21 protein-coding genes are annotated in these 24,635 nt (G+C 56.1%); 6 read left to right on the top strand and 15 right to left on the bottom strand.

Annotation, left to right across the window (positions count from 1 at the left end):
• Position 1: 1 nt before the first annotated feature.
• The 4 genes from arsH to arsJ are packed head-to-tail and all read left to right on the top strand — an operon-like array spanning position 2 to position 3,513.
• Positions 2–718 carry an arsenical resistance protein ArsH gene (gene arsH, locus B2S33_RS08895; RefSeq protein WP_100852552.1) on the top strand — a complete coding sequence of 239 codons (717 nt, stop codon included), beginning with the start codon at positions 2–4 and terminating at the stop codon, positions 716–718.
• Positions 719–730: 12 nt separating this feature from the next.
• Positions 731–1,234 (top strand): dual specificity protein phosphatase family protein, encoded by a 504-nt coding sequence (locus B2S33_RS08890; protein WP_104963044.1) that lies wholly within the window; start codon positions 731–733, stop codon positions 1,232–1,234.
• Positions 1,235–1,266: 32 nt separating this feature from the next.
• Positions 1,267–2,271 (top strand): ArsJ-associated glyceraldehyde-3-phosphate dehydrogenase, encoded by a 1,005-nt coding sequence (locus B2S33_RS08885; protein ID WP_100852554.1) that lies wholly within the window; start codon positions 1,267–1,269, stop codon positions 2,269–2,271.
• A gap of 9 nt (positions 2,272–2,280) precedes the next feature.
• A complete protein-coding gene (arsJ, locus tag B2S33_RS08880; RefSeq protein WP_100852555.1) occupies positions 2,281–3,513 on the top strand; it encodes an organoarsenical effux MFS transporter ArsJ in 1,233 nt (410 codons plus the stop codon).
• A 154-nt stretch (positions 3,514–3,667) separates the two neighbouring features.
• On the opposite strand, the gene B2S33_RS08875 is transcribed toward arsJ, so the two are convergent.
• Positions 3,668–6,646: a TrlF family AAA-like ATPase gene (locus B2S33_RS08875; RefSeq protein ID WP_100852556.1), complete on the bottom strand. Its 2,979-nt coding sequence runs from the start codon at positions 6,644–6,646 to the stop codon at positions 3,668–3,670.
• A 282-nt stretch (positions 6,647–6,928) separates the two neighbouring features.
• Here B2S33_RS08875 and B2S33_RS08870 point away from each other — a divergent pair, with 282 nt between their 5' ends.
• Both B2S33_RS08870 and B2S33_RS08865 read left to right on the top strand, forming a co-directional pair.
• The gene (locus B2S33_RS08870) at positions 6,929–7,318 is read left to right on the top strand and encodes an antitoxin Xre-like helix-turn-helix domain-containing protein (RefSeq protein ID WP_100852557.1); all 390 of its coding nucleotides are present in this window, start codon (positions 6,929–6,931) and stop codon (positions 7,316–7,318) included.
• A 639-nt stretch (positions 7,319–7,957) separates the two neighbouring features.
• On the top strand, positions 7,958–8,296 hold the full coding sequence (locus B2S33_RS08865) for a hypothetical protein (protein WP_162497242.1): 339 nt from the start codon (positions 7,958–7,960) through the stop codon (positions 8,294–8,296).
• Here the strand turns inward: B2S33_RS08865 and B2S33_RS21570 are convergent.
• The 14 genes from B2S33_RS21570 to atpE all read right to left on the bottom strand — a co-directional run bounded on the left by B2S33_RS21570 (position 8,246) and on the right by atpE (position 24,513).
• A complete protein-coding gene (locus B2S33_RS21570; protein ID WP_100852558.1) occupies positions 8,246–9,778 on the bottom strand; it encodes a TnsD family Tn7-like transposition protein in 1,533 nt (510 codons plus the stop codon). The genes B2S33_RS08865 and B2S33_RS21570 overlap by 51 nt on opposite strands.
• Before the next feature lie 19 nt (positions 9,779–9,797).
• Complete coding sequence (locus B2S33_RS08860) at positions 9,798–11,255, bottom strand: ATP-binding protein (protein ID WP_100852559.1); 1,458 nt, start codon at positions 11,253–11,255, stop codon at positions 9,798–9,800.
• Positions 11,255–13,435 (bottom strand): Mu transposase C-terminal domain-containing protein, encoded by a 2,181-nt coding sequence (locus B2S33_RS08855; protein WP_100852560.1) that lies wholly within the window; start codon positions 13,433–13,435, stop codon positions 11,255–11,257. The genes B2S33_RS08860 and B2S33_RS08855 overlap by 1 nt, the downstream gene beginning before the upstream one ends.
• Positions 13,432–14,346, bottom strand: a complete 915-nt coding sequence (locus B2S33_RS08850; RefSeq protein ID WP_100852561.1) for a TnsA endonuclease N-terminal domain-containing protein — start codon at positions 14,344–14,346, stop codon at positions 13,432–13,434. Before B2S33_RS08850 ends, B2S33_RS08855 begins: the two co-directional genes overlap by 4 nt.
• 186 nt (positions 14,347–14,532) lie before the next feature.
• Positions 14,533–16,368, bottom strand: coding sequence for a glutamine--fructose-6-phosphate transaminase (isomerizing) (glmS, locus tag B2S33_RS08845; RefSeq protein ID WP_145278762.1), 1,836 nt, complete (start codon positions 16,366–16,368; stop codon positions 14,533–14,535).
• 6 nt (positions 16,369–16,374) lie between these two features.
• Positions 16,375–17,148 carry a DeoR/GlpR family DNA-binding transcription regulator gene (locus B2S33_RS08840; protein WP_288650172.1) on the bottom strand — a complete coding sequence of 258 codons (774 nt, stop codon included), beginning with the start codon at positions 17,146–17,148 and terminating at the stop codon, positions 16,375–16,377.
• A 199-nt stretch (positions 17,149–17,347) separates the two neighbouring features.
• Entirely contained in the window at positions 17,348–18,715 is a 1,368-nt protein-coding gene (gene glmU, locus B2S33_RS08835) for a bifunctional UDP-N-acetylglucosamine diphosphorylase/glucosamine-1-phosphate N-acetyltransferase GlmU (RefSeq protein ID WP_280076440.1), read from the bottom strand.
• Between the two features lie 120 nt (positions 18,716–18,835).
• Entirely contained in the window at positions 18,836–19,255 is a 420-nt protein-coding gene (locus B2S33_RS08830) for a F0F1 ATP synthase subunit epsilon (protein ID WP_023532701.1), read from the bottom strand.
• A gap of 44 nt (positions 19,256–19,299) precedes the next feature.
• Positions 19,300–20,676 (bottom strand): F0F1 ATP synthase subunit beta, encoded by a 1,377-nt coding sequence (atpD, locus tag B2S33_RS08825; RefSeq protein WP_023532615.1) that lies wholly within the window; start codon positions 20,674–20,676, stop codon positions 19,300–19,302.
• Positions 20,677–20,703: 27 nt separating this feature from the next.
• Positions 20,704–21,564 carry a F0F1 ATP synthase subunit gamma gene (gene atpG / locus B2S33_RS08820; RefSeq protein ID WP_023532742.1) on the bottom strand — a complete coding sequence of 287 codons (861 nt, stop codon included), beginning with the start codon at positions 21,562–21,564 and terminating at the stop codon, positions 20,704–20,706.
• A gap of 48 nt (positions 21,565–21,612) precedes the next feature.
• Positions 21,613–23,157 (bottom strand): F0F1 ATP synthase subunit alpha, encoded by a 1,545-nt coding sequence (gene atpA, locus B2S33_RS08815; RefSeq protein ID WP_023532736.1) that lies wholly within the window; start codon positions 23,155–23,157, stop codon positions 21,613–21,615.
• A 21-nt stretch (positions 23,158–23,178) separates the two neighbouring features.
• Positions 23,179–23,715, bottom strand: coding sequence for a F0F1 ATP synthase subunit delta (locus B2S33_RS08810; protein WP_023532623.1), 537 nt, complete (start codon positions 23,713–23,715; stop codon positions 23,179–23,181).
• A gap of 12 nt (positions 23,716–23,727) precedes the next feature.
• On the bottom strand, positions 23,728–24,198 hold the full coding sequence (locus B2S33_RS08805) for a F0F1 ATP synthase subunit B (RefSeq protein ID WP_011536505.1): 471 nt from the start codon (positions 24,196–24,198) through the stop codon (positions 23,728–23,730).
• 57 nt (positions 24,199–24,255) lie between these two features.
• Positions 24,256–24,513 (bottom strand): F0F1 ATP synthase subunit C, encoded by a 258-nt coding sequence (atpE, locus tag B2S33_RS08800; protein ID WP_003097235.1) that lies wholly within the window; start codon positions 24,511–24,513, stop codon positions 24,256–24,258.
• Positions 24,514–24,635 lie beyond the last annotated feature (122 nt).

Here is a 24,635-nt window from a genome sequence, read left to right as displayed (position 1 = left end):
CATGACCGAACACCACATCCCCAATATCAACAACGATCTGGTCGACCTGCCGACAGAAGACAAACTGGCAGTCGAGCAAAAGTCCACCCACAAGCCTCGCATTCTGCTGCTGTACGGATCGACCCGCGAACGCTCGTTCAGCCGCCTGCTGACGGAAGAAGCCGCACGGCTGCTGGAGCACTTCGGTGCCGAGACGCGGATCTTCAACCCGACCGGGCTGCCACTGGCGGATGACGTGCCCGATGACCACCCCATGGTCAAGGAGCTGCGCGATCTGGTGCTGTGGTCCGAAGGCATGGTCTGGTGCTCGCCGGAACGCCACGGTGCAATGACCGGCGTGTTCAAGTCGCAGATCGACTGGATTCCACTGAGCATGGGCGCAGTGCGCCCCACTCAAGGCAAAACCCTCGCGGTGATGCAGGTCTGCGGCGGCTCGCAGTCGTTCAACGTGGTCAACCAGCTGCGCGTCCTCGGCCGCTGGATGCGCATGTTCACTATCCCTAACCAGTCGTCCGTGCCGAAGGCCTATCTGGAATTCGACGAGGCGGGCCGCATGAAGCCCTCTTCGTACTACGACCGTGTCGTCGACGTGATGGAGGAACTGGTGAAGTTCACCCTGCTACTTCGTGATCGTTCCGACTACCTGGTCGATCGCTACTCCGAACGTAAAGAGTCGGCTGAAGACCTATCCAAGCGTGTCAATCAACGATCCATTTGAGGCTTTGTGAGCATGCAATTGCACCCGTATTCCGTGCTGGCTAATTCTGAACTGGTCGGCCAGCTGATCTTCACTCCGTGCCCAGGTACCAAAGAGACATCGGTATCTCAGGCGTTGGAAACGCTGCGCGAAGCCGGCGCGAGCGCGCTGGTAACTCTGATGCCGAGTGAAGAACTGCTGCAGAACGAAATCGATCTGCTTCCCGTGGAGTGTCAACTGCTGGGCCTCGAATGGTTCCACCTGCCGGTCGAGGACGACGAAGCACCCGGTGAGCCGTTTGCTGCCGCCTGGGACACTCACCGGGAACGCCTGAAAGAGCTGGTGATGACCGGTAAGACGATCGCCATTCACTGCAAGGGAGGCTCTGGACGCACCGGCCTGTTTGCGGCCCGTCTGATGATCGAGTGCGGCATTCCTGTGCAAGAAGCTGTTGCCCAGGTCCAGGCCCTGCGCCCGCGTGCGATCCAGAACCCTGCGCACGTTGGATACATCAACCAGTTCAGCGACACCCTCTAACCTTTCGCTAATCGCGATTCGAGAACAAGAACATGGCTATCAAAGTAGGCATCAATGGGTTTGGCCGTATTGGTCGCTTGGCGCTTCGCGCGTCCTGGGACTGGCCGGAATTCGAGTTCCTGCAGATCAATGACCCTGCCGGCGACGCAGCGACCCACGCCCACCTGATCAACTTCGATTCGGTGCACGGGCGCTGGCATCGTGAGGCGAGTGCTGAAGGCGACTCGGTGATGATCGAGGGCAAGCGCATCAAGGTCACCGCGAACAAGACGATTGCCGACACCGACTGGTCGGGCTGCGATCTGGTTATCGAGGCCAGCGGCAAGATGAAGTCGGTGGCCGTGCTTCAGGCCTATCTGGATCAAGGCGTCAAACGCGTGGTGGTCTGCGCTCCGGTGAAGGAAAAGGGTGCACTGAACGTGGTGATGGGCGTCAACCAGCACCTGTTCGACCCGGCGCAGCACCGTATCGTGACCGCCGCCTCCTGCACCACCAACTGCCTGGCACCGGTGGTCAAGGTGATTCACGAGAACCTGGGCATTCGTCACGGTTCGATCACCACCATCCACGACCTCACCAACACCCAGAGCATCCTCGATACGCCGCACAAGGACCTGCGCCGCGCCCGTGCCTCGGGCATGAGCCTGATCCCGACCACCACGGGTTCGGCTACTGCGATCGCTGAGATCTTCCCCGAGCTACGCGGCAAGCTGAATGGTCACGCCGTGCGTGTACCGCTGGCCAACGCCTCGCTGACCGACTGTGTGTTTGAAGTCGAGCGCGAGACGACAGCTGAGGAGGTTAACGCGCTGCTGAAGGCGGCGGCCGATGGACCACTGAAAGACATCCTTGGCTACGAAGAGCGCCCCCTGGTGTCTATCGACTACCGCACTGATCCACGCTCCTCGATCATCGACGCGCTGTCGACCTTGGTGGTCAATGGTACACAGGTGAAGATATATGCCTGGTACGACAACGAGTGGGGCTATGCCAACCGTGCGGCAGAACTGGCACGACTGGTCGGCGCGGCGGAGTAAACGGCGATCATGAAGGCGTTGTCAGCCCTATCTGGGGAAGTGCGTCAGTACCTGCTGATTACCGGCAACTACTGGGCCTTCACCCTCACCGACGGTGCATTGCGCATGTTGGTGGTACTGCACTTCCATTCGTTGGGCTACACGCCGCTGCAGATCGCCGCGCTGTTCCTGTTCTACGAAGTGTTTGGCGTCATCACCAACCTAGTGGGCGGCTACCTCGGCGCCCGCCTGGGGCTCAACCGCACCATGAACATCGGCCTGGGCATGCAGGTGCTGGCCTTGCTGATGCTCACGGTTCCGGCAGCCTGGCTGACAGTGCCGTGGGTGATGGCCGCCCAGGCGCTGTCCGGCATCGCCAAGGACCTGAACAAGATGAGCGCCAAGAGCTCCATCAAGCTTCTGGTACCGGATAGCCAGCAAGGCACTCTCTACAAATGGGTGGCCATCCTCACGGGCTCGAAGAACGCGCTCAAAGGCGTGGGCTTTTTCCTCGGCGGAGCATTGCTCGCGTTGCTTGGCTTCACGCTGGCGGTGCTGGTTATGGCAGCAGTACTGGCCCTGATCTGGATCGGCAGTCTAGTGCTGCTGAACAGGGACTTGGGCAAAGCCAAGGCCAAGCCGAAGTTCCGCGACATGCTGTCCAAGAGCCGGGCCATCAACATCCTTTCGGCTGCACGACTGTTTCTCTTCGGTGCCAGGGACGTCTGGTTCGTCGTGGCGCTGCCGGTGTACTTGAGCACCGCGTTTGGCTGGGACTTTTGGCTGGTCGGTGGCTTCTTGGCCGCGTGGATCATTGGCTATGGCATCGTCCAGTCGTTTGCTCCTCACATCACCGGCAAGAAGCGCGGTCATGTACCCGACGGTCGAGCGGCCTTTATCTGGGCGATCGCCCTGGCTGGATTGCCCGCGCTCATTGGTCTGGGCCTATCGGCAGGCTGGTCGGCCCAGGTAGTGCTGCTCGGCGGGCTGATGCTGTTCGGTGTGCTGTTCGCGGTGAACTCATCGCTGCACAGCTACCTGATCGTCAGCTATGCCAAGCAAGACGGCGTTTCCCTGGACGTAGGTTTCTACTACATGTCCAACGCATTGGGCCGGCTGATCGGCACGTTGCTTTCAGGTTGGGTGTTCCAAGCCTCTGGCCTGGAGGCATGCTTGTGGATTTCCAGCACGTTCGTATTCGCTGCTGCACTCATCTCGATAGCACTGCCAAAGCAAAGCAATACGACCAGTACCTTGGCCTGAGGTCGCTCACTACAGCCAGCAGACAGGGGAGTCCTGGCCACAGCGCCGGCTTAGGCGCTGGAGCCAGGAGGTCCATCGACGATGCGATAAAGTCCAGAACTTCCCGGCACGTGCGTGGCAAGCAACCGCCAATAAACGCTCGCCACGCCAACCCCTACCTTTCCAAGCGTACCCGCAACCGTCTGGCACGCTCTTGGAAAGCGGTATCACCACCTTCCAAGATCTCACACACTGCTGTCCGGACTTCACAGTTCTCAAGGCCGCCCGAAACATACGTGATAGGCGGTAAGCCGCCTGGAGTATTGGGCCCCGAGGATGCCACGATGATCTGATCAGCATCAGTGTTGATCACTAGGTTGGCATTGTGCGTCACCATGATCACCTGACGTTTCGCTTTTGCCGCGATAAATAGGTCGACCAGCTCATCGAAGACCGATTTGGGATCGAGGTTCTCCTCCGGCTGGTCAATGATCAGGGGGCGATCATCCGCATCATCGAGCGCGAGATAGAGCAGTAGCAGTACGATCCCGCGCGTGCCAGGTGAAAGCTTTCTAATATCGATACCGTCGTACAGGATCTCGTAACTGACAGTCATGTGGTCGGTGCTATAGAGCCAGGTAGCGAACTGCTTGGACCAAGCGCGGAACTCCGCCTGCTGGGCTTGTGCAACCGGAGCATGATCAATGAAGTGCTTGCGATATTTGTCCATGAAGGCTGCCATCGCCGCTTGGATGTCCTGAGCCGAACCAGTCTCCCAAGCTGCTTTGAGATCCTTCGTAGCCGCGGTGATCAGCGACCCGCGCCCGTTGAACGGTCCTGCCTTGCGCCGATCAAGCAGCTTCTCTTCACCAATTTCACCCCAAGCGGCGACGTCGGCAGTCCGTCGAACCAAGATGCCTAGTTTTTTCAAGGTCCCTGAGGATTCGCCAAGACGAGCCATTAAAGGTGCATAGAGATCGGCCAAGGCATCTTGCTCATTGATGATCGCCTCAAACACCCGGCCGTACGTCTCACTGCGTTCAGCCTGCAGTGCTTTGCGGCGGGCTTCCGCCCCTTGAGCATCTGTGAGCTTGGTTTCGAGAGCCTTGAGCGTCGCGTTTTCCTGAGTAATACGGTCGGTCAACGCCTTGAATTGCTCTTGAATAAGCTTATCTGCGCTGAACAACGCTTCAAGGCGGGTCATTTCAGCAGCGATAGGCGCCAGAGGAAGCGTTGCAAGATCCACAGTGTCGGCAATCAACGGGACCAGAGGGTCACCGGGTACCGGTGGTACTCCACGTAGCTTGATGATCTCCTGATCAGACCACTGAATGTATCCGGCAAGACTCTTGTCGACATCCCCCTTGTAGACCAGAAGAAACTGTTCCCATTGCTCCTGTCCTAAACCACTATTGGCATGTCTGGCTTGAACCTGCCGGAGCATTTCGGGCGCTCCAGTGGCCCGCATACTCTTGACCTCGTCTTGCAGGGCCACGAAGGTCCGCCGCTGACTGCTGTAGGCCTGAATCCGACTGCGCATCTTCTCTGCGGCCGCGCTAAGCTGCGCATGCCGTGTCGCATGAGCCTCTGTGCCCTGAACGACGAGCTTTGCCAAGTCGACAGAATATCCAGCGATCTGCTGTTTTTTCTGCGCAACCTGGAAGCCTAGCGAGGCAACCGAGCTCTCTTTCTCAAACTCAGTGGCGATTCGCTCCGAGATGTCATCTATCGCGGCAGCCTCTCGATCCCTCGACTGCTGGAAACGGCTTGTCAGCTGTTCTCGCAGCTGTTCAAAGTCAATCGCCCCGTCTCGACTGTCGGGGCTATGGGAGTCAAAAATTACCCGCTGGATCTCATCAACGAGGCCGTCTGACATGCCCTTCGCGGAGCACAACTCCTCGACGAACTGCTGCGAGAGGTAACGAGCTCGCGGGAAGGCCATATGCCCGTTGGCATCTCTTCCATCTAAAGCGCGCTCAACCGACGCGCCACCTCCCCAGGTCAGGGTCGTAGAAGCGTTGCCGATCAACCTACGAGCACGGGCCAGAAATGACGCACTACTATTTTCGTCCGCGTCCCAGCTCTCTTGGGTGATCGCATCGCAGCCCGCAGCGATAATGTCCGCCAGCGCCGTTTTTCCCGAACCTCTCGCCCCAATGATGGCAACAAGGCCTGGATTGAGCGGTATATCTGGAGTCGCCGCCCAGTCCGCGCGGTTTATCCTCACGTGAGAAATGACCTGGGACGGCAGCGCCGATCGAGGCGGCAACTCGCCTACATAGGCTCGTCCCTCTGGATCGATGCATGCTTGGCGAAGAGAATCAAAATCCAGCGCACCTTTGATCCAAGAAAACCGGTTATCCACCGGCTGACCAATTGATTTCTGGTCATGTGAATCACTGCCATGAAGGCATGGCTTGCAGCCACCATAACGAAGGCGCAGGTCCTCAGCCGTCATGGCAGGTCGCTGGCCGAGCCAGAATTCACGCTGGGCCGGATGGCTGGAAAAGATGATGTGAGCAAACTTCTCGATTTCTTGCCGCAGGGTCGCATCGGCCGCCTGTCTAACCCCGGACGTACCGTCACTCGCGTTACCCGCGACAGCGACCAACGTATTTTTTTTGGCCCAGTCGCTTTCCCCAAGCACCTTTCGTAGCTGGTCAAAATTGACCTTGAACTGCGTCGCCCCATGCCGCAACGCCGCGAGCTCATCCACAATCAAGGGATCTGCACACTTACCGAGCTTGATCAGCTCTTCTCGCGTGCAATCGAAGCGGTCACCGAAGGCATGGAACTGGAGCCGCTTGAGGATGCGCTTGATCTCATCTATGTGATCGGGATCTTCAGGACTGACGAGAAGGTGAAGGTTCACATAACCCGTTTTGGCGAACACATCCAGACGAAGCTCGATGTTGGGGAAGATGAGCTGAACCCCCGGCAAACGGCCGGCTTCTTTGTGCTTGAGAATTTGCTCGTAGGTGTCCGTGACATAGTAGTCAGTCACAGCGATCGCTTCGACTGCAGGCTGTAGCCCTTCAAGGGAGCTGAGGTAGGCCTCCCACGGATCGTTTGAGCCAAACCGGTTATTAAGAACCGTACCAGGAGCGTGGATATGCGGCTCCCACCGATGCCATTCAGATCCCCTGCTAATCATCTGAAGCCCCCATTGCCGTAGTCTCCATACCTGGACCGCGAAGGTTTTATCGGAGCTTAAACGAGAGCGATGGGTGTTTCCTATGGCTATTTGATGGCGCTGCGCCATGTCCTTCCCACGTGGTGCTCGAGCTGGTCGCTTTCCAGATGAGACGGACTAGTGAGCAAATGATCGGGAGCTTATGCTTTGAACAACGGTTCGCGGAATGTGAATAGCGCCTGGCATATCAGACCCATGCGCCATGGTCCGGAGCGGCATCGACGACAAAGGAGGCGGTTTTTAGTGGCGATCTCAAGTGAGCTCACTCATGATCAACAGGCAGTAGCCCTAAAAACCGCGCTGCGGGTGCTCGAGGAGTGGAATGCCACTCATGATCAGGTGTGCAGCATCCTCCGCATCTCGCCGTCTTCGCGAAAGCGTATCGCCCACCACCCTGACGCCGTGCTGCGCCTCGACACTGACCAATTGCAGCGTGTCAGCTTGGTGCTGAACATCCACGCCGCCTTACGAAATACCTTTGACAACCAAGCGAACGTGAAGGGTTTTCCTTCCATGAAGAACGACAATGCCTTCTTCCAAGGTCGTTCCCCCTTAGAGGTGATGTCAAAAGGAAGCCTCATCACACTGTACGAAACCTACAAGCGGCTCGATCACCTCCAGTGGAGTGGCTAATACCCAGCGCACGCTTTCGCGGGTAGCAGACCGCAGCTCCATCGAAGGGGATGCTGAGGTCCCATTGAGGTGATCCCAAGTCACCGCGGAAGTCACTGATGTACTATCTCCCATCTACTTTTCTCAAGAGAGTGTTGCTTGCTACCAAAAAATGCACCGGTCACAGAGCCATTCGATGAGGAATACTTTGCGTCGACCATCTTAAGAAACAATGAACTCTGCGGGATAGTCGAAAACGAGTCCCGGTATCTTGAGATCACCGAGTTCGAGTTGAATGTATTGAAGTTAGGAGACACTAGGGCATTTCGCGGAATCTTTGGCCCTGATGCCTTGAGCAGGCATACTCTCTATCCGATAGCTATATTGTTCGATAGGGTCCGATACCGATCCGCGTCTGTACTGCCCAGGGGACCATTTAGGGTATGCGCTCAATGTGTCATTGAAGATGTGCAGCGCCTAGGTACCGCCTATATACACCGCACCCATGTAACTCCAGGACCGCTGGGCGTTGAAGTATGCCATCGACACGCATCGCCCTTGCTGGAGAACTGCCCTACCTGCAAAGTAACATTGCAGCGGCACAAGATTACGAAGCTAAGTTCATGCCTAACCCATGAGCGCTATGGCAAGGCGCATGCGGTGCAAAGCTCATCCGAACATAATTATTCTAAATTCGTTTATGACGTACTGAATTTACCATCCCCCGAAGAGTTTCGAGTTTTTTCCATCCCCGCCATAAATCGTTCTCTGGAGGTTCACGGTTATGAAACTCCATCAATTAGTAGCTATTTCCAGTTTTGTATAAATGAAGACCCTACCACGGCGATTGATGAACGGATTTACTTGCAAGCTGAAGCCGCCATAAAAAGTTCGCCTCGTACACCTATGCAGTTATTCACTCGGGTCGCATATCTCCTGTACGGCAACCTAGACAATTTCATGACCGCTATGAATGCCTGTCGCGCCGACAATGATTGACGCAACTTCACTCTCCGCCAGATGCAATACTCTTATGTTAGCCTGCCTGAATAGGCTGGACCGAGTAATATTCACATTTTTCATAGCTAGGAAACGAGCGGCCCAGTGTAGCTTTCTGAGCTGATGATCATGCCGGCTTTCCAAACACGCCTTGATGAACGCCGTAGACCTGGGCAGCTTCCGCTGCTGTCGAAACGCATCAGGAGGTACAGATAAGACGCGACACAGAGCCGCTAGTGAAATAAGAACTGGCCTACCTGGCAACGCGTATAAGTCATCCAAAGCGCGTGACAACCTTGCGACTAGCTCACGGTCTCTCCCGTCCCAGTCAATGTTATCGTTAACTGCCAAACGCTTCGCATGACAAGAAATATAGTTTCGGAGCCATGCCCGGTCGTGACGATATAGCCAAGTATAATTTTGCGCCTTCTTAGCTGGACCTATAGCGTAGCTTGTAGTAAAGGATTGTCGTCTAGCGACCAGCTCAAAATGGGGCGCAGGCGACGCTTGAGACACGGCTTTGAGTAACGGAGCAGGGCAAAATTTCACACTTTCAGCATCGTCTTGGATTAGGCATTGAAGGTCTACACCAAATGAATTGAGGAAAACATAGAAAAAAATGGGGTGATGGCTTGAGGCGCGTGCCCGTAGCAAATTGAATGGCCAAACTACTTTTTCACCGTGGAGCTCGAACAACCTGCAAAATTCGTCTCGTGGCGGATATAGCTCAGTAGCTTCTAGAAAATGCTCTGCAAGCATGCCAGCACGCACCCTCCCACGCGAAATATACCCAGCTCTGTCTAAGACGAATAAAAGATAGCGGGCCTGAAGCAGGCTGGAGATCGCTCGAGGGTGGGACCTCCCCCAATCCACGATGTCTGCAAGCTTCGCAAGCCGGCAGAAATACGCAGTAGGCGCAGACTCGATCTCCTCACGTCCCCGAAGCCGAATCACATCTGAGGGAAGAAAAAACTGGTTGAAATAGCCGAACCGTGGGTCGGATAGAACGCGCTGCAGGGAGCAATGATGGACCGGGCAGACATGTACGCCAGTGGCTTGGTGACCGACATGCCAGTAAGACACCCCATGTACCGAAACGTCCACGGCGACACATCGGGGGCAGTATTGCCGGACGCGGAACCGCTCAAATCCAGCTGCTGTGATACCCAACGTCATCTTGAGCCCATCAGACTGGGCCGACTGCATCAGCTGCCTGGCCCGCCTGGCTATCCCAGGGGAAAGAAAAGGCTCGAAGTATGGAAGTAGCGTATGGCTGTCCGCCAGGCCGCCAAAGCCTGACGAAGCTTCAAGGCGGCTCAGATAACACGGCAGGTCAGATGCGTAGCTGCGAGTGACGCTCCCAAACAGATCAGTCAGCGTCCGCCGGACCCCGACACCTCCAGAGATCTGATGGTAACGGGTTACCAGGCTGGTGATAGTTTCATCTGGAAGGGGCGTAGGGAAGTTCAGCACAGAAGCCATATCATCCCGCTCCCTACCATCACCAAAGATCTATTTTGCCGTCCAATGTAGTAAAGCCCTTCTCGGCAGCAGTGGCTTCCCAGTCATCGGATTCCGCGATCTGCTGCGCGTCGCTAACTACCGAAGGATCAGCCACTGCAGCCAAATGGCCGCGCCTGCGACCAGCAGATTTCTCGGCTGTGTCAATCGACAGAGGGTCGGCCAGAGGGGTACGGTGAATAAGCGATCCAGCTCGCCGTGCCTGGCGCAGATGAGCCGCAGCGAGCATCTGCGCCACTTGTTCACGGGCCGGCATCATGTCTTCGAAATCGCCGATTTGTAGTGGATCACGGCTGCGTAGAGCCTCTATGGGCTTATGCAGAATGATCATCTGCCGTTCATAGACTTTTCGGTAAAGGGCGGGGGTAATTTTCTCGTCGTTCGATAGTGCGTACCACTGGGTTAGCATCATCAATTTCGCTAGGAAATCAGTATTCCCCTGGCTCAGGTCGTACAATGTTTCGTTAAGCTCGGGCGTGAATTGGACCAGCTCCCTTGTCCAATTGTAGGCAAGGAAGGTTTGTACCAAGGCACTCCATTCGTCGTCGTCGATCCGAAACCGATCAAAGTAATAATCGCTCATGCCAAGGGCACGCCTTGCGTTTCGAACAACCTTGGAGAAAAGTTTGAAGGTGGAGTTCGTGCCGGAATAAACTAGCGGTATGCCCGAATCATTAGATAGGGTCAGGAAAAAATTGAGAATGCGCTGCTTTGCTTCAGTATCAGCTAACAAATTTAGATTCTGTAACTCGTCAATAATTAAAACGCCCACATTGAAACTGCGGCTGAGCTGACTGACGTGCTGAAGCAGCATACTGACACTCGCTCTTGGCTTCATGTACCTATCAGTATAATCACTGCCGATTGCTGCATCGAGCGCAGCGAAAAAAGCAGCACACAGACCGCGCGGGGAGCCATCGTGAGGACAATCAATTTTTAGCCAGACAACCTGCGTCCTATTCAAGGCCTTACCGGCATATCGCTTGTGGACAATCACTTGAGGATAGGTCTTGACCACGCTGTTTAGCATTGTGGTTTTCCCCATGCCACTCAACCCAAAAATTGCGAGCGAGGATGCAGAGGATTTGAAGCCGCAATGCCGTAGTTGAGAATCGTCAGCTGCATGAAGCATGGCCACAGCGTTCCGATCAAAGGGGTTTCGAGCAGTGTAGCCTGCCCTAATCAGTTGGCTTAGGGACGCTTCGAACTGAAGATGCAGTTCCATAGGTACAACAATGTCGCTAATACGGCTAACGCAGTGCGCTCTGAGCTTTGCACTCAATGTCATCTCTGCCGCGCTGGGAAATTCGGGAAAATTGCAGAGCAGTTCGCCTATAGCCTCATCTTCATGGATGGCGGGAAGCGCCTCTATCAGAGGGTTGCCGTCATAATGAGCGAGCCCGGTCGGAGTGTAGATCGCAGCAGATGAGCGAAGCATTATTCAGGCCTTTTGAGCTTGGAGGAGATCAAACTCAAAACGACCTTCTTGCGCGCTGTGGGCTCGCGCGTCGAGACGTCTTGATCCGATTGCTCAGCGGAAGGTGGCGATGAGAGCGCCAAATCGTCGGTCTTCAATCGCGATAGATCAGCACTGTCTGCTGCCCGAAGCACCACTACCTCTGAACGGCGATTAACTAACTTATTGGCCTTTGCCGCAGCTTTGGATGGCGGAGCGGGCGAGGCCTGTTTCATTTTTTTCGCTTGCTGGGATATTTCATCGTTGGCATCTCTTGTCCGAGCTGCTTTGTTGAGCCGGTCGTACTCTTTGTCAGGTGATACTTGCTTCAAGATCGCAATCCGGTCTTCAACCTCCTCTAGCCGAAAACCGCTATATTTTTCCTTCAGGTACTCAACTACTTCCAAGCGAACGAAGCCCGCCCCATCACGGATCCAAACATTATCAACGCTATTTGGGTCATACCAAACCTTCAGCCGCTGGACGCCGAAGTTATGAGCTTTGGCAAACCATTCCTCGCGCTGAGCCAGGGCGCAGGTGTAGTACACCCCTTTGAAGTAAATACCCGCTCGGCGTACGGTTGCTAGCGCGGAGGGTAATAGACCAATCTTGATCTCCGTATCCGTGCGAGTCTTTAGCCTCAGGAGATTATTCTCCATTCCCCACTTCCAAATATCGATCGGATAGAGATCTATCTCATCCCGGACCATATCGTTAGTGGCGAGATGTGGTAAATGTAGGGTGGAGTTGTGGTAGAGGATTTCATTAATAATGATTGACGTGAACTGATCTAAATCGTACTGAGCATCCAGCTGATAATCGCGATCCCCACGCTCGTTTCTTCGAGCGTCGACGCCACCCGGCATGAACTTAAGGCTAAGCCCTTGATTAATGAGCTTGAAACGACTCTCTACGATGGACTTCCAATCAGGCCTGTAAGGGGGCGCAATTTTCAAAATCACATCAAGGGTGTTGGAAAACTCCTCGCCTGCATGACTAAGCAGCTCCGCCCGGTCTGCTGAAACCTCAGCCGGGATGTGATGGCACGGCCACTCATCTTCATCGATTGTTATGCCATAGCGCTTGCAATAATCCACTTTGCTTGTAAATGCGTTGTATAACGCATGGCGAGCACCCTCCCAGCTTGGACCTTCGAGTCCGACGTGTACTCCCACAATCATGCGCGAATAGGCATCCACTACAATATAAAGTACAGGCCTTCCTATGATCCAATTTCTATTCACACGGTGGACGAGATAAATATCTGCAATAGTGGCGTCTATCTCGTATCGATGAGCCGGGCCGGATACACCATCAACAGCACTACCTTTAATAGCGCGATGGTCTTTAAGCCAACGAATCTCACCGGCGTGGGACTTCAGTATAGACAGACGATCGAAGTATTGACCCGAGTATCGTCTGAACTGGGTTATGGTCGGATGTTTACCGCGTTTGACATCTCCGACAGTCCCATCTGAATGTATCTCTCGATAATAGTTTTGGATCATCCAGTCGAAAGATTTCTTAACTGAAGACTCCTGTTTGTTGACATACCTTAGAAAGGACGTCTCAATGCAGATCAGGTCAAAGTCATTGATTCGTATCGCTCGATCCTTCTTGACGATTCCACGGTAGAGCGGCGGCCTCCCTGGTTGAGCGCCCTCCTTGTAGACCTTCCGTTTTCCTGGGGCGCCCCACTTGGTCGATTGCCAAAGGAATACGTTTTTGGACTGACCATGCGCCCAATATCTATAGAGTAGCCTATAGATCATCACTCGCGAAACGTTCAGCCTAGCCGCATGGTCAGCTACGAGCTTACCGAAGCCACCATCCACAAACATATCGCCGGCGGTTTTATCTACGACGATGTCTTTAATAAGCTTCCATGCTTTTTCGCGTGACAATTTTTCTTTATCACTGAGCTCGTCCTCATCCTTAAGCATGTATGCCGCAGGGAGGTCCTGCTCAACTCGGAGGATTCCCTGCTCCAGCTCGTAGGAAATCTCCTCAATGCCGATCACGCCTGGCTTCTTCAAGGGGTACTCAAGCCCAATGATCAGCGCCTGCCCGGTACTATGGTTAATATCTATAATCCTTGAGACCGACTTTATTAAGGCGGATTCGAGTACCGGGACTAAGACATAATTAATGGGCAATTTCACAACGTGACCTCACCGAAATATACCGCTGTGGAGGGCACTGTTAGCCCCATCAGAGGCTTAGATATTCCAAGTTCGAACTCATCTAAATTAACTATGATTCGCTTATGCCAAATAAGATAAAAAACTAGCTCTTTTACAACCGAGTATTCTATATATACGTTCTGACTGATAAGCCTCAACAATCGCCTCAGTGAAATACGCTCTACTTCGACTGGGTCGGCAGCACTCAGGAACTGCAGAATCTTCTTGACGTTGTTGTCAGATGCAATAGACAAAGGCAAATTGGCATAGCTTCGAATGATGATGAGATTCTTGATCTTCATGTGTGGAAGATCTTCGAAGAAGCATAGCTTCGATTCGACTCCACGCCGCGCCCAATACTCTTTCTCGATTTCTTGCTTTTCGAAGATGCGCTTTCGCTTTTCGACAGAAGCGTTAGCTATTTCACTTCGATATTTAAGTGAAATTGCGACAAGCGTCGTCGCATCAGCTCCAGCGCGGGTGTAGCTAAGCATGAAGTCTGCGGTGTGAACGAACGGCACATCCGTACCGATATAACGGGCGGGCTTGATATTTTTTTGCAACGCGATGGAGTGGGTCTCATCGTAATCAAGCAGCGGGAACTGCTCACGGATGTCCGTGATGTCTTGATTGAACTCCATCAGGACGAAGAAACTGAATTCGCCATTGGACAAGCAGTGATGCCCGCGAGCGACCCGGACTCCAGGCACGACTCTGGACGTGCCCCTGGAAGGAACCGACCGGATTTTGAGCCAGGGCCGGTAGGACTCACGTTCACCGCTGCCGACGCCTTTTTTGATCAGCTTCTCGAGGTAATCCCTGCTAACAAGCTTTCCCCGACGCGGATTGAAGGCCGCGGGAGGTGTCGGATTGGGCTGGGAGGGATTCATAGCGGCGCCAGCCTCGGAGTGCAAATCGCTTCAAATCGACGATGCGGCCGCTATACAGCCGCTTGAACCCCGATTTTACGCCTCCGAGGGGCTTGTTACCTACTTAATTTCGCTTGTTACCTACTTAATTTTTTTTGTTACTCCCTTTTTTAGGAAGCAACAGCCGGCACTGTTGAAACGCTACCTTTACTCCACCGTCACCGACTTCGCCAAGTTGCGCGGCTGGTCAACATCAGTCCCTTTGAGCACGGCGACATAGTACGAGAGCAGCTGCAAAGGAATGGTGTACAGAATCGGCGCCAGCGCATCCGCGATATGCGGGACTGGAATCACATGGGTGCCTTCGCCGTTGCTCAAGCCGGCTTGCTCGTCAGCGAAGACCACCAGCTCACCGCCGCGTGCACGCACTTCCTGCAGGTTGGACTTGAGCTTCTCCAGCAGTTCATTGTTCGGCGCAACGGTCACCACGGGCATGTCGTTATCCACAAGCGCCAGTGGGCCATGTTTGAGCTCGCCCGCAGGATAGGCTTCGGCGTGGATATAGGAGATTTCCTTGAGCTTGAGCGCACCCTCCATGGCCACCGGATATTGAGCGCCGCGCCCCAGGAACAAGGTGTGATGCTTGTCTGCGAACAGCTCGGCGATTTTCTCGACGGTTGCGTCCATGGCCAATGCTTCACCCAGACGGGTTGGCAAGCGGCGCAGCTCCTCGACCAGCTCAGCTTCGACGCCCTTGTCCAAGGTGCCGTGCACCTGGCCCAAGGCCAAGGTCAGAAGCATCAACGACACCAGCTGGGTGGTGAAGGCCTTTGTCGAGGCGACGCCGATTTCCGGTCCGGCCAGGGTCAGCAACGTCAGGTCAGATTCACGCACCAGCGAGCTGATGCCCACGTTGCAGATCGCCAGGCTGCCAAGGAAGCCCAGCTCCTTGGCGTTGCGCAGCGCTGCCAGGGTATCGGCGGTCTCGCCCGACTGGGAGATGGAAACGAACAGCGTATCGGGCTGCACGACCACCTTGCGGTAACGGAACTCGCTCGCCACCTCTACTTGGCAGGGGATCCCTGCCAGGCTTTCCAGCCAGTAACGTGCAACCATGCCAGCATGATAGCTGGTACCACAGGCCACGATCTGCACATTGCGCACTTTGCCGAACAACTCGGCTGCCTGCGGGCCGAATGCCTGGACCAGCACATGGTCACTGCCCAAGCGACCTTCCAGTGTGCGTTGCACCACGCGTGGTTGCTCGTGGATTTCCTTAAGCATGAAGTGGCGGTACTGGCCCTTGTCGGCGGCCTCGGCACCCTCGTGGTACTGCACGGTTTCACGCTGCACGGGGTGGCCATCATGGTCCCAGATGGCGACGTGGTCGCGACGGATCTCGGCGATGTCCCCTTCTTCGAGGTACATGAAGCGGTCGGTGACCTGTCGCAGGGCCAGCTGGTCGGAGGCGAGGAAGTTCTCACCGAGCCCCAGGCCAATCACCAATGGGCTGCCGCTACGGGCAGCGACCAGGCGGTCCGGCTGGCTTTTGCTGATCAACGCCAGGCCATAGGCGCCGTGCAAGCGCTTGACCGCAGCCTTCAAGGCGTCTGCCAGGTCGGGGATGCCCTTGAGGATATGGTCGATCAGGTGGACGATCACTTCGGTATCGGTCTGCGACACGAAGGCATAGCCCAATCCCTTCAGTTCCTCGCGCAGCGCCTCGTGATTCTCAATGATGCCGTTGTGCACCACGGCCACGTCATGGCCTGAGAAATGCGGGTGGGCATTGGTTTCGGTAGGCGCGCCATGAGTGGCCCAGCGCGTATGCGCGATGCCGAGCCGTCCTGCGATCGGCTCGAGCACGACGGCTGCTTCGAGCTCGCTGACCTTGCCGATACGGCGACGGCGTTGCAATTCGCCTTCCGGCGTCAGCACCGCCAGGCCTGCGCTGTCATACCCACGGTATTCAAGACGCTTCAGGCCCTCGATAAGGATGGCGGTAATGTTGCGTTCGGCCACAGCACCTACGATTCCACACATGCTTGGTTACTCCTGACTGATAGCGGCGCAGATCAAATTGACGCCGCGTGCTTTAATTTGTTCGCGTGCCTGTTCGCACAGGCGTTCGTCCGAGATCAGGGTGTGCACCCTGCCCCACGGCAGTTCGAGGTTGGGAATCTTGCGGCCGACCTTGTCCGACTCGACCATCACGATCACCTCACGGGCGACCTCGGCCATGACTCGGCTCAGACCCAGCAACTCGTTGAATGTGGTGGTGCCGCGTTCCAAGTCGATGCCATCGGCCCCAATGAACAATTGGTCGAAGTCATACGAGCGCAGAACCTGCTCGGCCACCTGGCCCTGAAAGGACTCGGAATGTGGGTCCCAGGTGCCACCCGTCATCAGCAGCACCGGCTCGTGCTCGAGTTCGCTGATGGCCCTGGCAACATTGAGCGAATTGGTCATGACCACCAGACCAGGCTGGCGTCCGAGTTCAGGGATCATGGCAGCGGTGGTACTACCGCTGTCGATGATGATCCGGGCGTGTTCGCGGATGAGGCTCACGGCGGCGCGAGCAATGGCGCGTTTGTAGGCCGATACGGGTTGTGCCGGCTCAGCCAGCAATTCCTGCGGCATGGTTACCGCACCGCCGTACCGGCGTAACAACAAGCCGTTGGTTTCAAGTGCCGCCAGGTCCTTGCGGATAGTGACCTCAGACGTGTCAAACCGCTTCGCCAGCGCGTCCACGCTGACTTCACCCTGCTCCGCGAGCAGGGCCAGTATGTTATGGCGACGTTGTGGCGTGTTTCGTTTCGACATCGGCGCTTTAAGTTTCGTTTCGAAAGATAATGATCGCAATCAAAACCTAAATGCTCGGGTTCGTCAACCTGTCTTAGCGCTGTGGATAAAAAACGCTGTGCAGAGGCATAGCCCAGCTTTGGCTATCCATCTGATGCCGGACAAATAAAAAGGCCGGCTTGTTATGCACAAGGCCGGCCTTGATAGAGCTGTGGATAAATCAGGGCTTCTTGATTTTCTCTGGACGCTTCCACCCCGAGATGTTGCGCTGACGGGAGCGTGCTACCGCCAACTCACCTGCTTCCACGCATTGAGTGATCGTCGAGCCCGCGGCAGTCGTGGCTCCGGCCTTGATTTCCACAGGCGCGACAAGGGCGCTGTTGGAGCCGATGAAGACGTCTTCGCCCATCACTGTCTTGAATTTGTTTGCGCCATCGTAGTTACAGGTGATGGTGCCAGCACCAATATTGGTACGGGCACCGATTTCGGCATCACCCAAGTACGACAGGTGCCCCGCCTTGGCGCCTTCACCAAGATGAGCATTCTTCAACTCGACGAAGTTACCCACATGGGCCTTGGCATCGAGTACGGTCCCCGGACGCAAGCGTGCAAATGGACCTGCATCACTCCCCTCGCCCATGACGGCACCCTCAAGGTGACTGTTGGCCTTGATCACGGCACCTTTGCGCAGCGTGCAATCCTTGATCACGCAATTAGGGCCAATCTGCACGTCGTCTTCGATGACAACCTTGCCTTCCAGAACGACGTTGATGTCGATCAGCACATCCCGGCCGACCGTCACTTCGCCCCGGACATCAAAACGCGAAGGGTCACGTAAGGTCACACCCTGCGCCATCAGGCGGCGGCCTTCACGCAACTGGTAGTGACGCTCCAGTTCGGCAAGCTGACGACGGTCATTGGCACCCTGCACTTCCATGGGATCGGCGGGTTGCTCGGTGGCAACCATCAAGCCATCGGCGACTGCCATGGCGATCACATCCGTCAGGTAGTACTCGCCCTGGGCATTGTTGTTCGACAAGCGGCCCATCCAATCCGCCAGGCGAGCGCCAGGAAGCGCCAGAATGCCGGTGTTGCCCTCACGAATGGCCTTCTGCGCCTCGTTAGCGTCTTTATGCTCGACGATGGCCGTTACTTGCCCATACGCATCACGCACAATGCGGCCATAGCCCGTCGGGTCTTCGAGCGTGACCGTGAGCAAACCGAGTTGCTGCTCGCTGGCTTTGGCCAACAAACGTTGCAGGGTCGGTACCTCGATGAGCGGAACGTCGCCATACAGCACCAGCACGGTGTCCGACGACAGTGCTGGCAAAGCTTGCGCCAAGGCATGCCCCGTACCCAGTTGCTTGTCCTGCATGACAAAGTTGAGGTCGTCGCCTGCCAGTCTCGCCTGAACCAACTCTGCCCCATGGCCTATCACCACGTGGATGCCCTGCGGCTGAAGCTGGCGAGCGCTGTGGATAACATGACCGAGCATGGAGTTGCCGGCTACCGGGTGCAGTACCTTGGGCAGCGACGAGCGCATGCGGGTGCCTTGGCCGGCGGCAAGAATAACGATATCGAGGGACATGACTGGCTACCAATCCTGGGCGGTCAGTTGCTTGACCGAAAGGGGGAAATCGAAAAAAGAAAAAGGGTAGCCGAGGCTACCCTTTTACTCAATCGCAACACAAATGATGGCCGTAGCCGATCACTTGCCTCTGCGCATCTGCTGGACAGTACGCAGCTGAGCCGCAGCCTCGGCCAGACGTGCGGCAGCAGCGCCGTAGTCGAAGTCCGAGCCTTTGGTGTTCAGCGCGTTCTCGGCAGCCTTGAGGGCTTCCTGAGCCTGAGCTTCGTCCAGGTCGGCAGCACGTTGCACGGTGTCGGCAAGAACCTTCACCATGTTCGGCTGCACTTCGAGGAAGCCACCGGAGATGTAGTACACCTCTTGAGTGCCACCCTGCTTGGTCAGCGTGATCGGACCCGGCTTGAGATTGGTGATCAGCGGGGCGTGACCTGGTGCGATACCCAGATCGCCCAAGTTGCCGTGCGCTACTACCATCTCGACCAGACCGGAGAAGATTTCTCCTTCCGCGCTGACGATATCGCAATGGACTGTCATAGCCATCTGCTTGCCTCAACCTGATTAGCGCCCCTTGCGGAGCGCCGGGATTACAGTTTCTTGGCTTTCTCGATCGCTTCGTCGATGCTGCCGACCATGTAGAACGCTTGTTCTGGCAGGTGGTCGTAGTCACCTTTGAGGATGCCGCTGAAGCCAGCGATGGTGTCTTTCAGGGAAACGTACTTGCCTGGCGAACCGGTGAAGACCTCGGCCACGAAGAACGGCTGCGACAGGAAGCGCTGGATCTTACGAGCGCGCGCTACCAGTTGCTTGTCGGTCTCGGACAGTTCGTCCATACCCAGGATCGCAATGATGTCTTTCAGCTCTTTGTAGCGCTGCAGAACATACTGAACCTGACGGGCAGTTTCGTAGTGCTCGGTACCGATCACGTTCGGGTCCAGCTGGCGCGAAGTCGAGTCCAGTGGGTCGACCGCTGGGTAGATACCCAGGGAGGCGATGTCACGGGACAGAACGACGGTGGCGTCCAAGTGGGCGAAGGTGGTCGCTGGCGACGGGTCGGTCAAGTCATCCGCAGGCACGTAAACGGCCTGGATGGAGGTGATCGAACCTTCCTTGGTCGAAGTGATACGCTCTTGCAGAACGCCCATCTCTTCGGCCAGGGTCGGCTGGTAACCTACTGCCGAAGGCATACGGCCCAGCAGTGCGGATACTTCGGTACCGGCCAAGGTGTAACGATAGATGTTGTCGACGAACAGCAGAACGTCGTTACCTTCGTCACGGAATTTCTCAGCCATGGTCAGGCCAGTCAGCGCAACGCGCAGACGGTTTCCTGGTGGCTCGTTCATCTGACCATAGACCAGCGCTACTTTGTCGAGAACGTTGGAGTCCTTCATCTCGTGGTAGAAGTCGTTACCCTCACGAGTACGCTCACCCACACCGGCGAACACGGAATAACCGCTGTGCTCGATGGCGATGTTACGGATCAGCTCCATCATGTTCACGGTCTTGCCGACACCGGCACCACCGAACAGACCGACTTTACCACCCTTGGCGAACGGGCAAACCAGGTCGATAACCTTGATGCCGGTTTCCAGCAGGTCGTTGCCGCCTGCCTGGTCAGCGAACGAAGGCGCCTTCTGGTGGATACCACGACGCTCTTCTTCACCGATCGGGCCGGCTTCGTCGATTGGGTTACCCAGGACGTCCATGATGCGGCCCAGGGTAGCCTTGCCGACAGGAACGGAAATGGCCGCGCCGGTATCGACGACGTCCAGACCGCGCTTCAGACCTTCGGTCGAGCCCATCGCAATGGTACGAACCACGCCGTCGCCCAGCTGCTGCTGAACTTCCAGGGTGGTTTCCGCGCCTTGTACTTTCAGCGCGTTGTAAACACTCGGCACGACGTCACGTGGGAATTCCACGTCGATGACGGCGCCGATGATTTGAACGATACGTCCGCTACTCATAGCTGGATCCTCTGAATTTTTGAACCGTTAAACCGCGGCAGCGCCGCCGACGATTTCCGAGATCTCCTGGGTGATCGCAGCCTGACGCGCCTTGTTGTAGATCAGCTGGAGTTCGCTGATCAGGTCACCGGCGTTGTCTGTGGCGTTCTTCATGGCGATCATCCGGGCTGCTTGTTCAGCAGCATTGTTCTCGACCACCGCCTGGTACACCTGCGACTCCACGTAACGCACCATCAAGCCGTCCAGCAGCTCTTTTGCGTCGGGTTCGTACAGGTAGTCCCAGTGATGCTTGAGTTCCTGATCCGGGGTTGCCACCAACGGTACCAATTGCTCGACCGTCGGCTTTTGGGTCATGGTGTTGATGAACTTGTTCGAAACCACCGAAAGGCGATCGATACGACCATCGAGGTAGGCGTCCAGCATGACCTTGACGGAGCCGATCAAGTCATTGATCGATGGCTCTTCGCCCAGGTGGCTGATCGCGGCTACTACGTTGCCGCCAAAGATACGGAAGAAAGTCGCACCCTTGCTGCCGATCACGCACAGGTCGATTTCCACGCCCTGTTCGCGGTTTTCGTTCATGTCCTTGACCAAGGCCTTGAACAGGTTGGTATTCAAGCCACCGCACAGACCACGGTCACTGCTCACCACGATATAACCGGCGCGCTTTACAGGGCGCTCGATCATGAACGGGTGGCGGTATTCCGGGTTGGCGTTGGCCAGATGACCGATCACCTGGCGGATACGCTCCGCATAAGGACGGCTAGCAGCCATGCGCTGTTGTGCCTTGCGCATTTTGCTGACCGCCACTTTTTCCATGGCGCTGGTAATTTTTTGCGTGCTTTTGATGCTCGCAATCTTACTGCGAATCTCTTTTGCGCCTGCCATGTATCACCTATCAGGTTAGCAAGCGGGGGCCTGGGCCCCCGCTGCGGCTTACCAGGTCTGGGTGGCCTTGAACTTCTCGATACCGGCTTTCATGCCTGCGTCGATTTCGTCGTTGAAGTCACCCTTCACGTTGATCTTCGCCATCAGTTCGGCGTGATCACGGTGGAAGAAGGCGATCAGTGCTTGCTCGAAGCTGCCGACCTTGGAGACTTCTACGTCGGTCAGGAAGCCACGCTCAGCGGCGTACAGCGACAGGGCCATGTCCGCGATGGACATCGGCGCGTACTGCTTCTGCTTCATCAGCTCGGTAACGCGCTGACCATGCTCCAGCTGCTTGCGGGTCGCTTCGTCCAGATCGGACGCGAACTGGGCGAATGCCGCCAGTTCACGGTACTGAGCCAGTGCGGTACGAATACCCCCGGACAGCTTCTTGATGATCTTGGTCTGAGCGGCACCACCTACACGCGATACCGAAACACCGGCGTTCACTGCAGGGCGGATGCCCGAGTTGAACATGGCCGATTCCAGGAAGATCTGACCGTCGGTGATGGAAATCACGTTGGTCGGAACGAACGCCGAAACGTCGCCAGCCTGGGTTTCGATGATCGGCAGAGCGGTCAGGGAACCGGTCTTGCCAGTGACTGCGCCATTGGTGAACTTCTCGACGTATTCTTCCGAAACGCGCGATGCACGCTCCAGCAGACGGGAGTGGAGATAGAACACGTCGCCTGGGTACGCTTCACGTCCTGGTGGACGACGCAGCAGCAGGGAGATCTGACGGTACGCAACAGCCTGCTTGGACAGGTCATCGTAGACGATCAGGGCGTCTTCACCGCGGTCACGGAAGTACTCGCCCATGGTGCAGCCGGAGTACGGCGCCAGGAACTGCAGTGCAGCCGATTCCGAGGCGCTGGCGGCAACAACGATGGTGTTGGCCAGGGCACCGGCTTCTTCGAGCTTGCGCACGACGTTGGCGATGGTCGACTGCTTCTGGCCAACGGCCACGTATACGCAGAAGATACCGCTGTTTTTCTGGTTGATGATCGCATCGACCGCCATGGCAGTCTTACCGATCTGACGGTCACCAATGATCAGCTCACGCTGGCCACGGCCAACCGGGATCATGGCGTCGACCGACTTGTAGCCAGTCTGTACAGGCTGGTCTACCGACTTACGCCAGATCACGCCTGGAGCAACTTTCTCGACCGCGTCGGTCTCGGTGTTGTTCAGCGGACCTTTGCCGTCGATCGGGTTACCCAGTGCGTCCACGACGCGACCCAGCAGTTCCTTACCAACCGGAACTTCCAGGATGCGACCGGTGCACTTGGCGCTCATGCCCTCGGCGAGGGAGGTGTACGCACCCAGTACCACCGCACCTACGGAGTCTTGCTCCAGGTTCAGTGCCATACCGTATACGCCGCCCGGGAACTCGATCATTTCGCCGTACATAGCGTCGGCCAGACCGTGGATCCGTACGATACCGTCGGAAACGCTTACGACGGTACCTTCGTTACGGGCTTGGGAGCCGACATCGAGCTTCTCGATGCGACCCTTGATGATTTCACTAATTTCGGAAGGATTGAGTTGCTGCATTGCTCTGCTGCCCCTTCAAACTCAAGATTTCAATGCTTCGGCCAGTTTCGCGATTTTGCCGCGAACAGAGCCATCGATTACCAGGTCGCCGGCGCGGATGACGACGCCGCCGATCAGGCTGGCATCCTCCGACGCGTGCAGGCGCACTTCCCGGCTGAGCCGTGCACTGAGAACCTTGGCGAGTTTGTCTTGCTGTTCTTGGTTCAACGCAAAAGCACTGGTGACTTCCACGTCCACGGATTTCTCTTGTTCTGCCTTGTACAGGTCGAACAGAGCGGCAATCTCCGGCAGAAGCAGGAGACGGTCGTTTTCCGCGGCAACATGAATGAAATTCTGTGCCGATGCATCGAACTTGTCACCGCAAACGTCAATGAATGCGGCGGCCTTTTCTGCGCTTGTCAGTCGCGGGGCCTTGAGCAGGCGCTGCATGGTGTCGTCTTCGGACACTGCAGCAGCCAGGCCGAGCATGGCTGACCAATTGGCCAGTTGCTGATGGGCCTGGGCATGCTCAAAGGCAGCCTTAGCGTAAGGTCGGGCCAACGTGGTCAGTTCTGCCATGATCGCCCTCGCTTAAATTTCAGCGGCCAGTTTGTTAACCAGCTCTGCATGCGCGTTTTGATCGATTGTGGCGCCAAGGATCTTTTCAGCACCGCCAACAGCCAGGGCACCCACTTGGGCACGCAGGGCGTCTTTGACGCTGTTCAGTTCCTGTTCGATCTCGGCCTGAGCCTGAGCCTTCACACGGTCAGCTTCGACACGAGCCTGTTCACGGGCTTCGTCTACAAGCTGAGCAGCGCGTTTCTTGCTTTGCTCAATGATTTCAGCTGCCTGTGCCTTTGCTTCACGCAGTTGCTGACCCACTTTTTCTTGGGCCAGCTCCAGGTCGCGAGCTGCGCGGTTGGCAGCGTCCAAGCCGTCTGCAATCTTCTTCTGACGCTCTTGCAGAGCAGTGATGACCGGAGGCCATACGTACTTCATGCAGAAGAGTACAAAAATCAGAAAAGCAACGGATTGGCCAATCAGGGTTGCATTAATGTTCACGCCAACACCTCGCTCGGTCTTTGTCCATCACACCAATCAACTCGTCGAAACGAGTGATTAGCCGGCGATTTGACCAACGAAGGGATTCGCGAAGGTGAAGAACAGAGCGATACCAACACCGATCATGGTGACGGCGTCGAGCAGACCGGCAACGATGAACATTTTGACCTGCAGCATCGGAACCATCTCAGGCTGACGAGCAGCGCCTTCCAGGAATTTGCCGCCCAGCAGGCCGAAACCAATGGCGGTACCCAGAGCACCCAGGCCGATCAGCAGAGCAACAGCGATAGCGGTCAGACCAACTACAGTTTCCATCTTTCCTCCCGACTTTTACGTCGTATTGGTTAGGTTTTTTAGTTTGAAGCGGTAAAACGAATCGTTTGGTACAGCATGCCCTTGCGGACTTTTTAAGCCCTCCCCCCAAACGAGCGGGGAAG

The organism is Pseudomonas sp. UBA5568, assembly GCF_002425525.1.
Lineage (GTDB): Bacteria > Pseudomonadota > Gammaproteobacteria > Pseudomonadales > Pseudomonadaceae > Aquipseudomonas > Aquipseudomonas fulva.
The sequence above is the reverse complement of the archived record's forward strand: the minus strand, read 5'-3'. Positions and strand labels throughout refer to the sequence as shown.

What these genes read in the sequence shown, in the direction of transcription:
- glmU (WP_280076440.1), bottom strand. Translation starts at nt 18,715, where the DNA reads ATGTCCCTCGATATCGTTATTCTTGCCGCCGGCCAAGGCACCCGCATG.
- B2S33_RS08875 (WP_100852556.1), bottom strand. Translation starts at nt 6,646, where the DNA reads ATGATTAGCAGGGGATCTGAATGGCATCGGTGGGAGCCGCATATCCAC.
- B2S33_RS21570 (WP_100852558.1), bottom strand. Translation starts at nt 9,778, where the DNA reads ATGGCTTCTGTGCTGAACTTCCCTACGCCCCTTCCAGATGAAACTATC.
- B2S33_RS08840 (WP_288650172.1), bottom strand. Translation starts at nt 17,148, where the DNA reads ATGTCGAAACGAAACACGCCACAACGTCGCCATAACATACTGGCCCTG.
- atpA (WP_023532736.1), bottom strand. Translation starts at nt 23,157, where the DNA reads ATGCAGCAACTCAATCCTTCCGAAATTAGTGAAATCATCAAGGGTCGC.
- B2S33_RS08850 (WP_100852561.1), bottom strand. Translation starts at nt 14,346, where the DNA reads ATGAATCCCTCCCAGCCCAATCCGACACCTCCCGCGGCCTTCAATCCG.
- atpD (WP_023532615.1), bottom strand. Translation starts at nt 20,676, where the DNA reads ATGAGTAGCGGACGTATCGTTCAAATCATCGGCGCCGTCATCGACGTG.
- B2S33_RS08830 (WP_023532701.1), bottom strand. Translation starts at nt 19,255, where the DNA reads ATGGCTATGACAGTCCATTGCGATATCGTCAGCGCGGAAGGAGAAATC.
- atpG (WP_023532742.1), bottom strand. Translation starts at nt 21,564, where the DNA reads ATGGCAGGCGCAAAAGAGATTCGCAGTAAGATTGCGAGCATCAAAAGC.
- atpE (WP_003097235.1), bottom strand. Translation starts at nt 24,513, where the DNA reads ATGGAAACTGTAGTTGGTCTGACCGCTATCGCTGTTGCTCTGCTGATC.
- arsJ (WP_100852555.1), top strand. Translation starts at nt 2,281, where the DNA reads ATGAAGGCGTTGTCAGCCCTATCTGGGGAAGTGCGTCAGTACCTGCTG.
- B2S33_RS08810 (WP_023532623.1), bottom strand. Translation starts at nt 23,715, where the DNA reads ATGGCAGAACTGACCACGTTGGCCCGACCTTACGCTAAGGCTGCCTTT.
- glmS (WP_145278762.1), bottom strand. Translation starts at nt 16,368, where the DNA reads ATGTGTGGAATCGTAGGTGCTGTGGCCGAACGCAACATTACCGCCATC.
- arsH (WP_100852552.1), top strand. Translation starts at nt 2, where the DNA reads ATGACCGAACACCACATCCCCAATATCAACAACGATCTGGTCGACCTG.
- B2S33_RS08885 (WP_100852554.1), top strand. Translation starts at nt 1,267, where the DNA reads ATGGCTATCAAAGTAGGCATCAATGGGTTTGGCCGTATTGGTCGCTTG.
- B2S33_RS08890 (WP_104963044.1), top strand. Translation starts at nt 731, where the DNA reads ATGCAATTGCACCCGTATTCCGTGCTGGCTAATTCTGAACTGGTCGGC.
- B2S33_RS08860 (WP_100852559.1), bottom strand. Translation starts at nt 11,255, where the DNA reads ATGCTTCGCTCATCTGCTGCGATCTACACTCCGACCGGGCTCGCTCAT.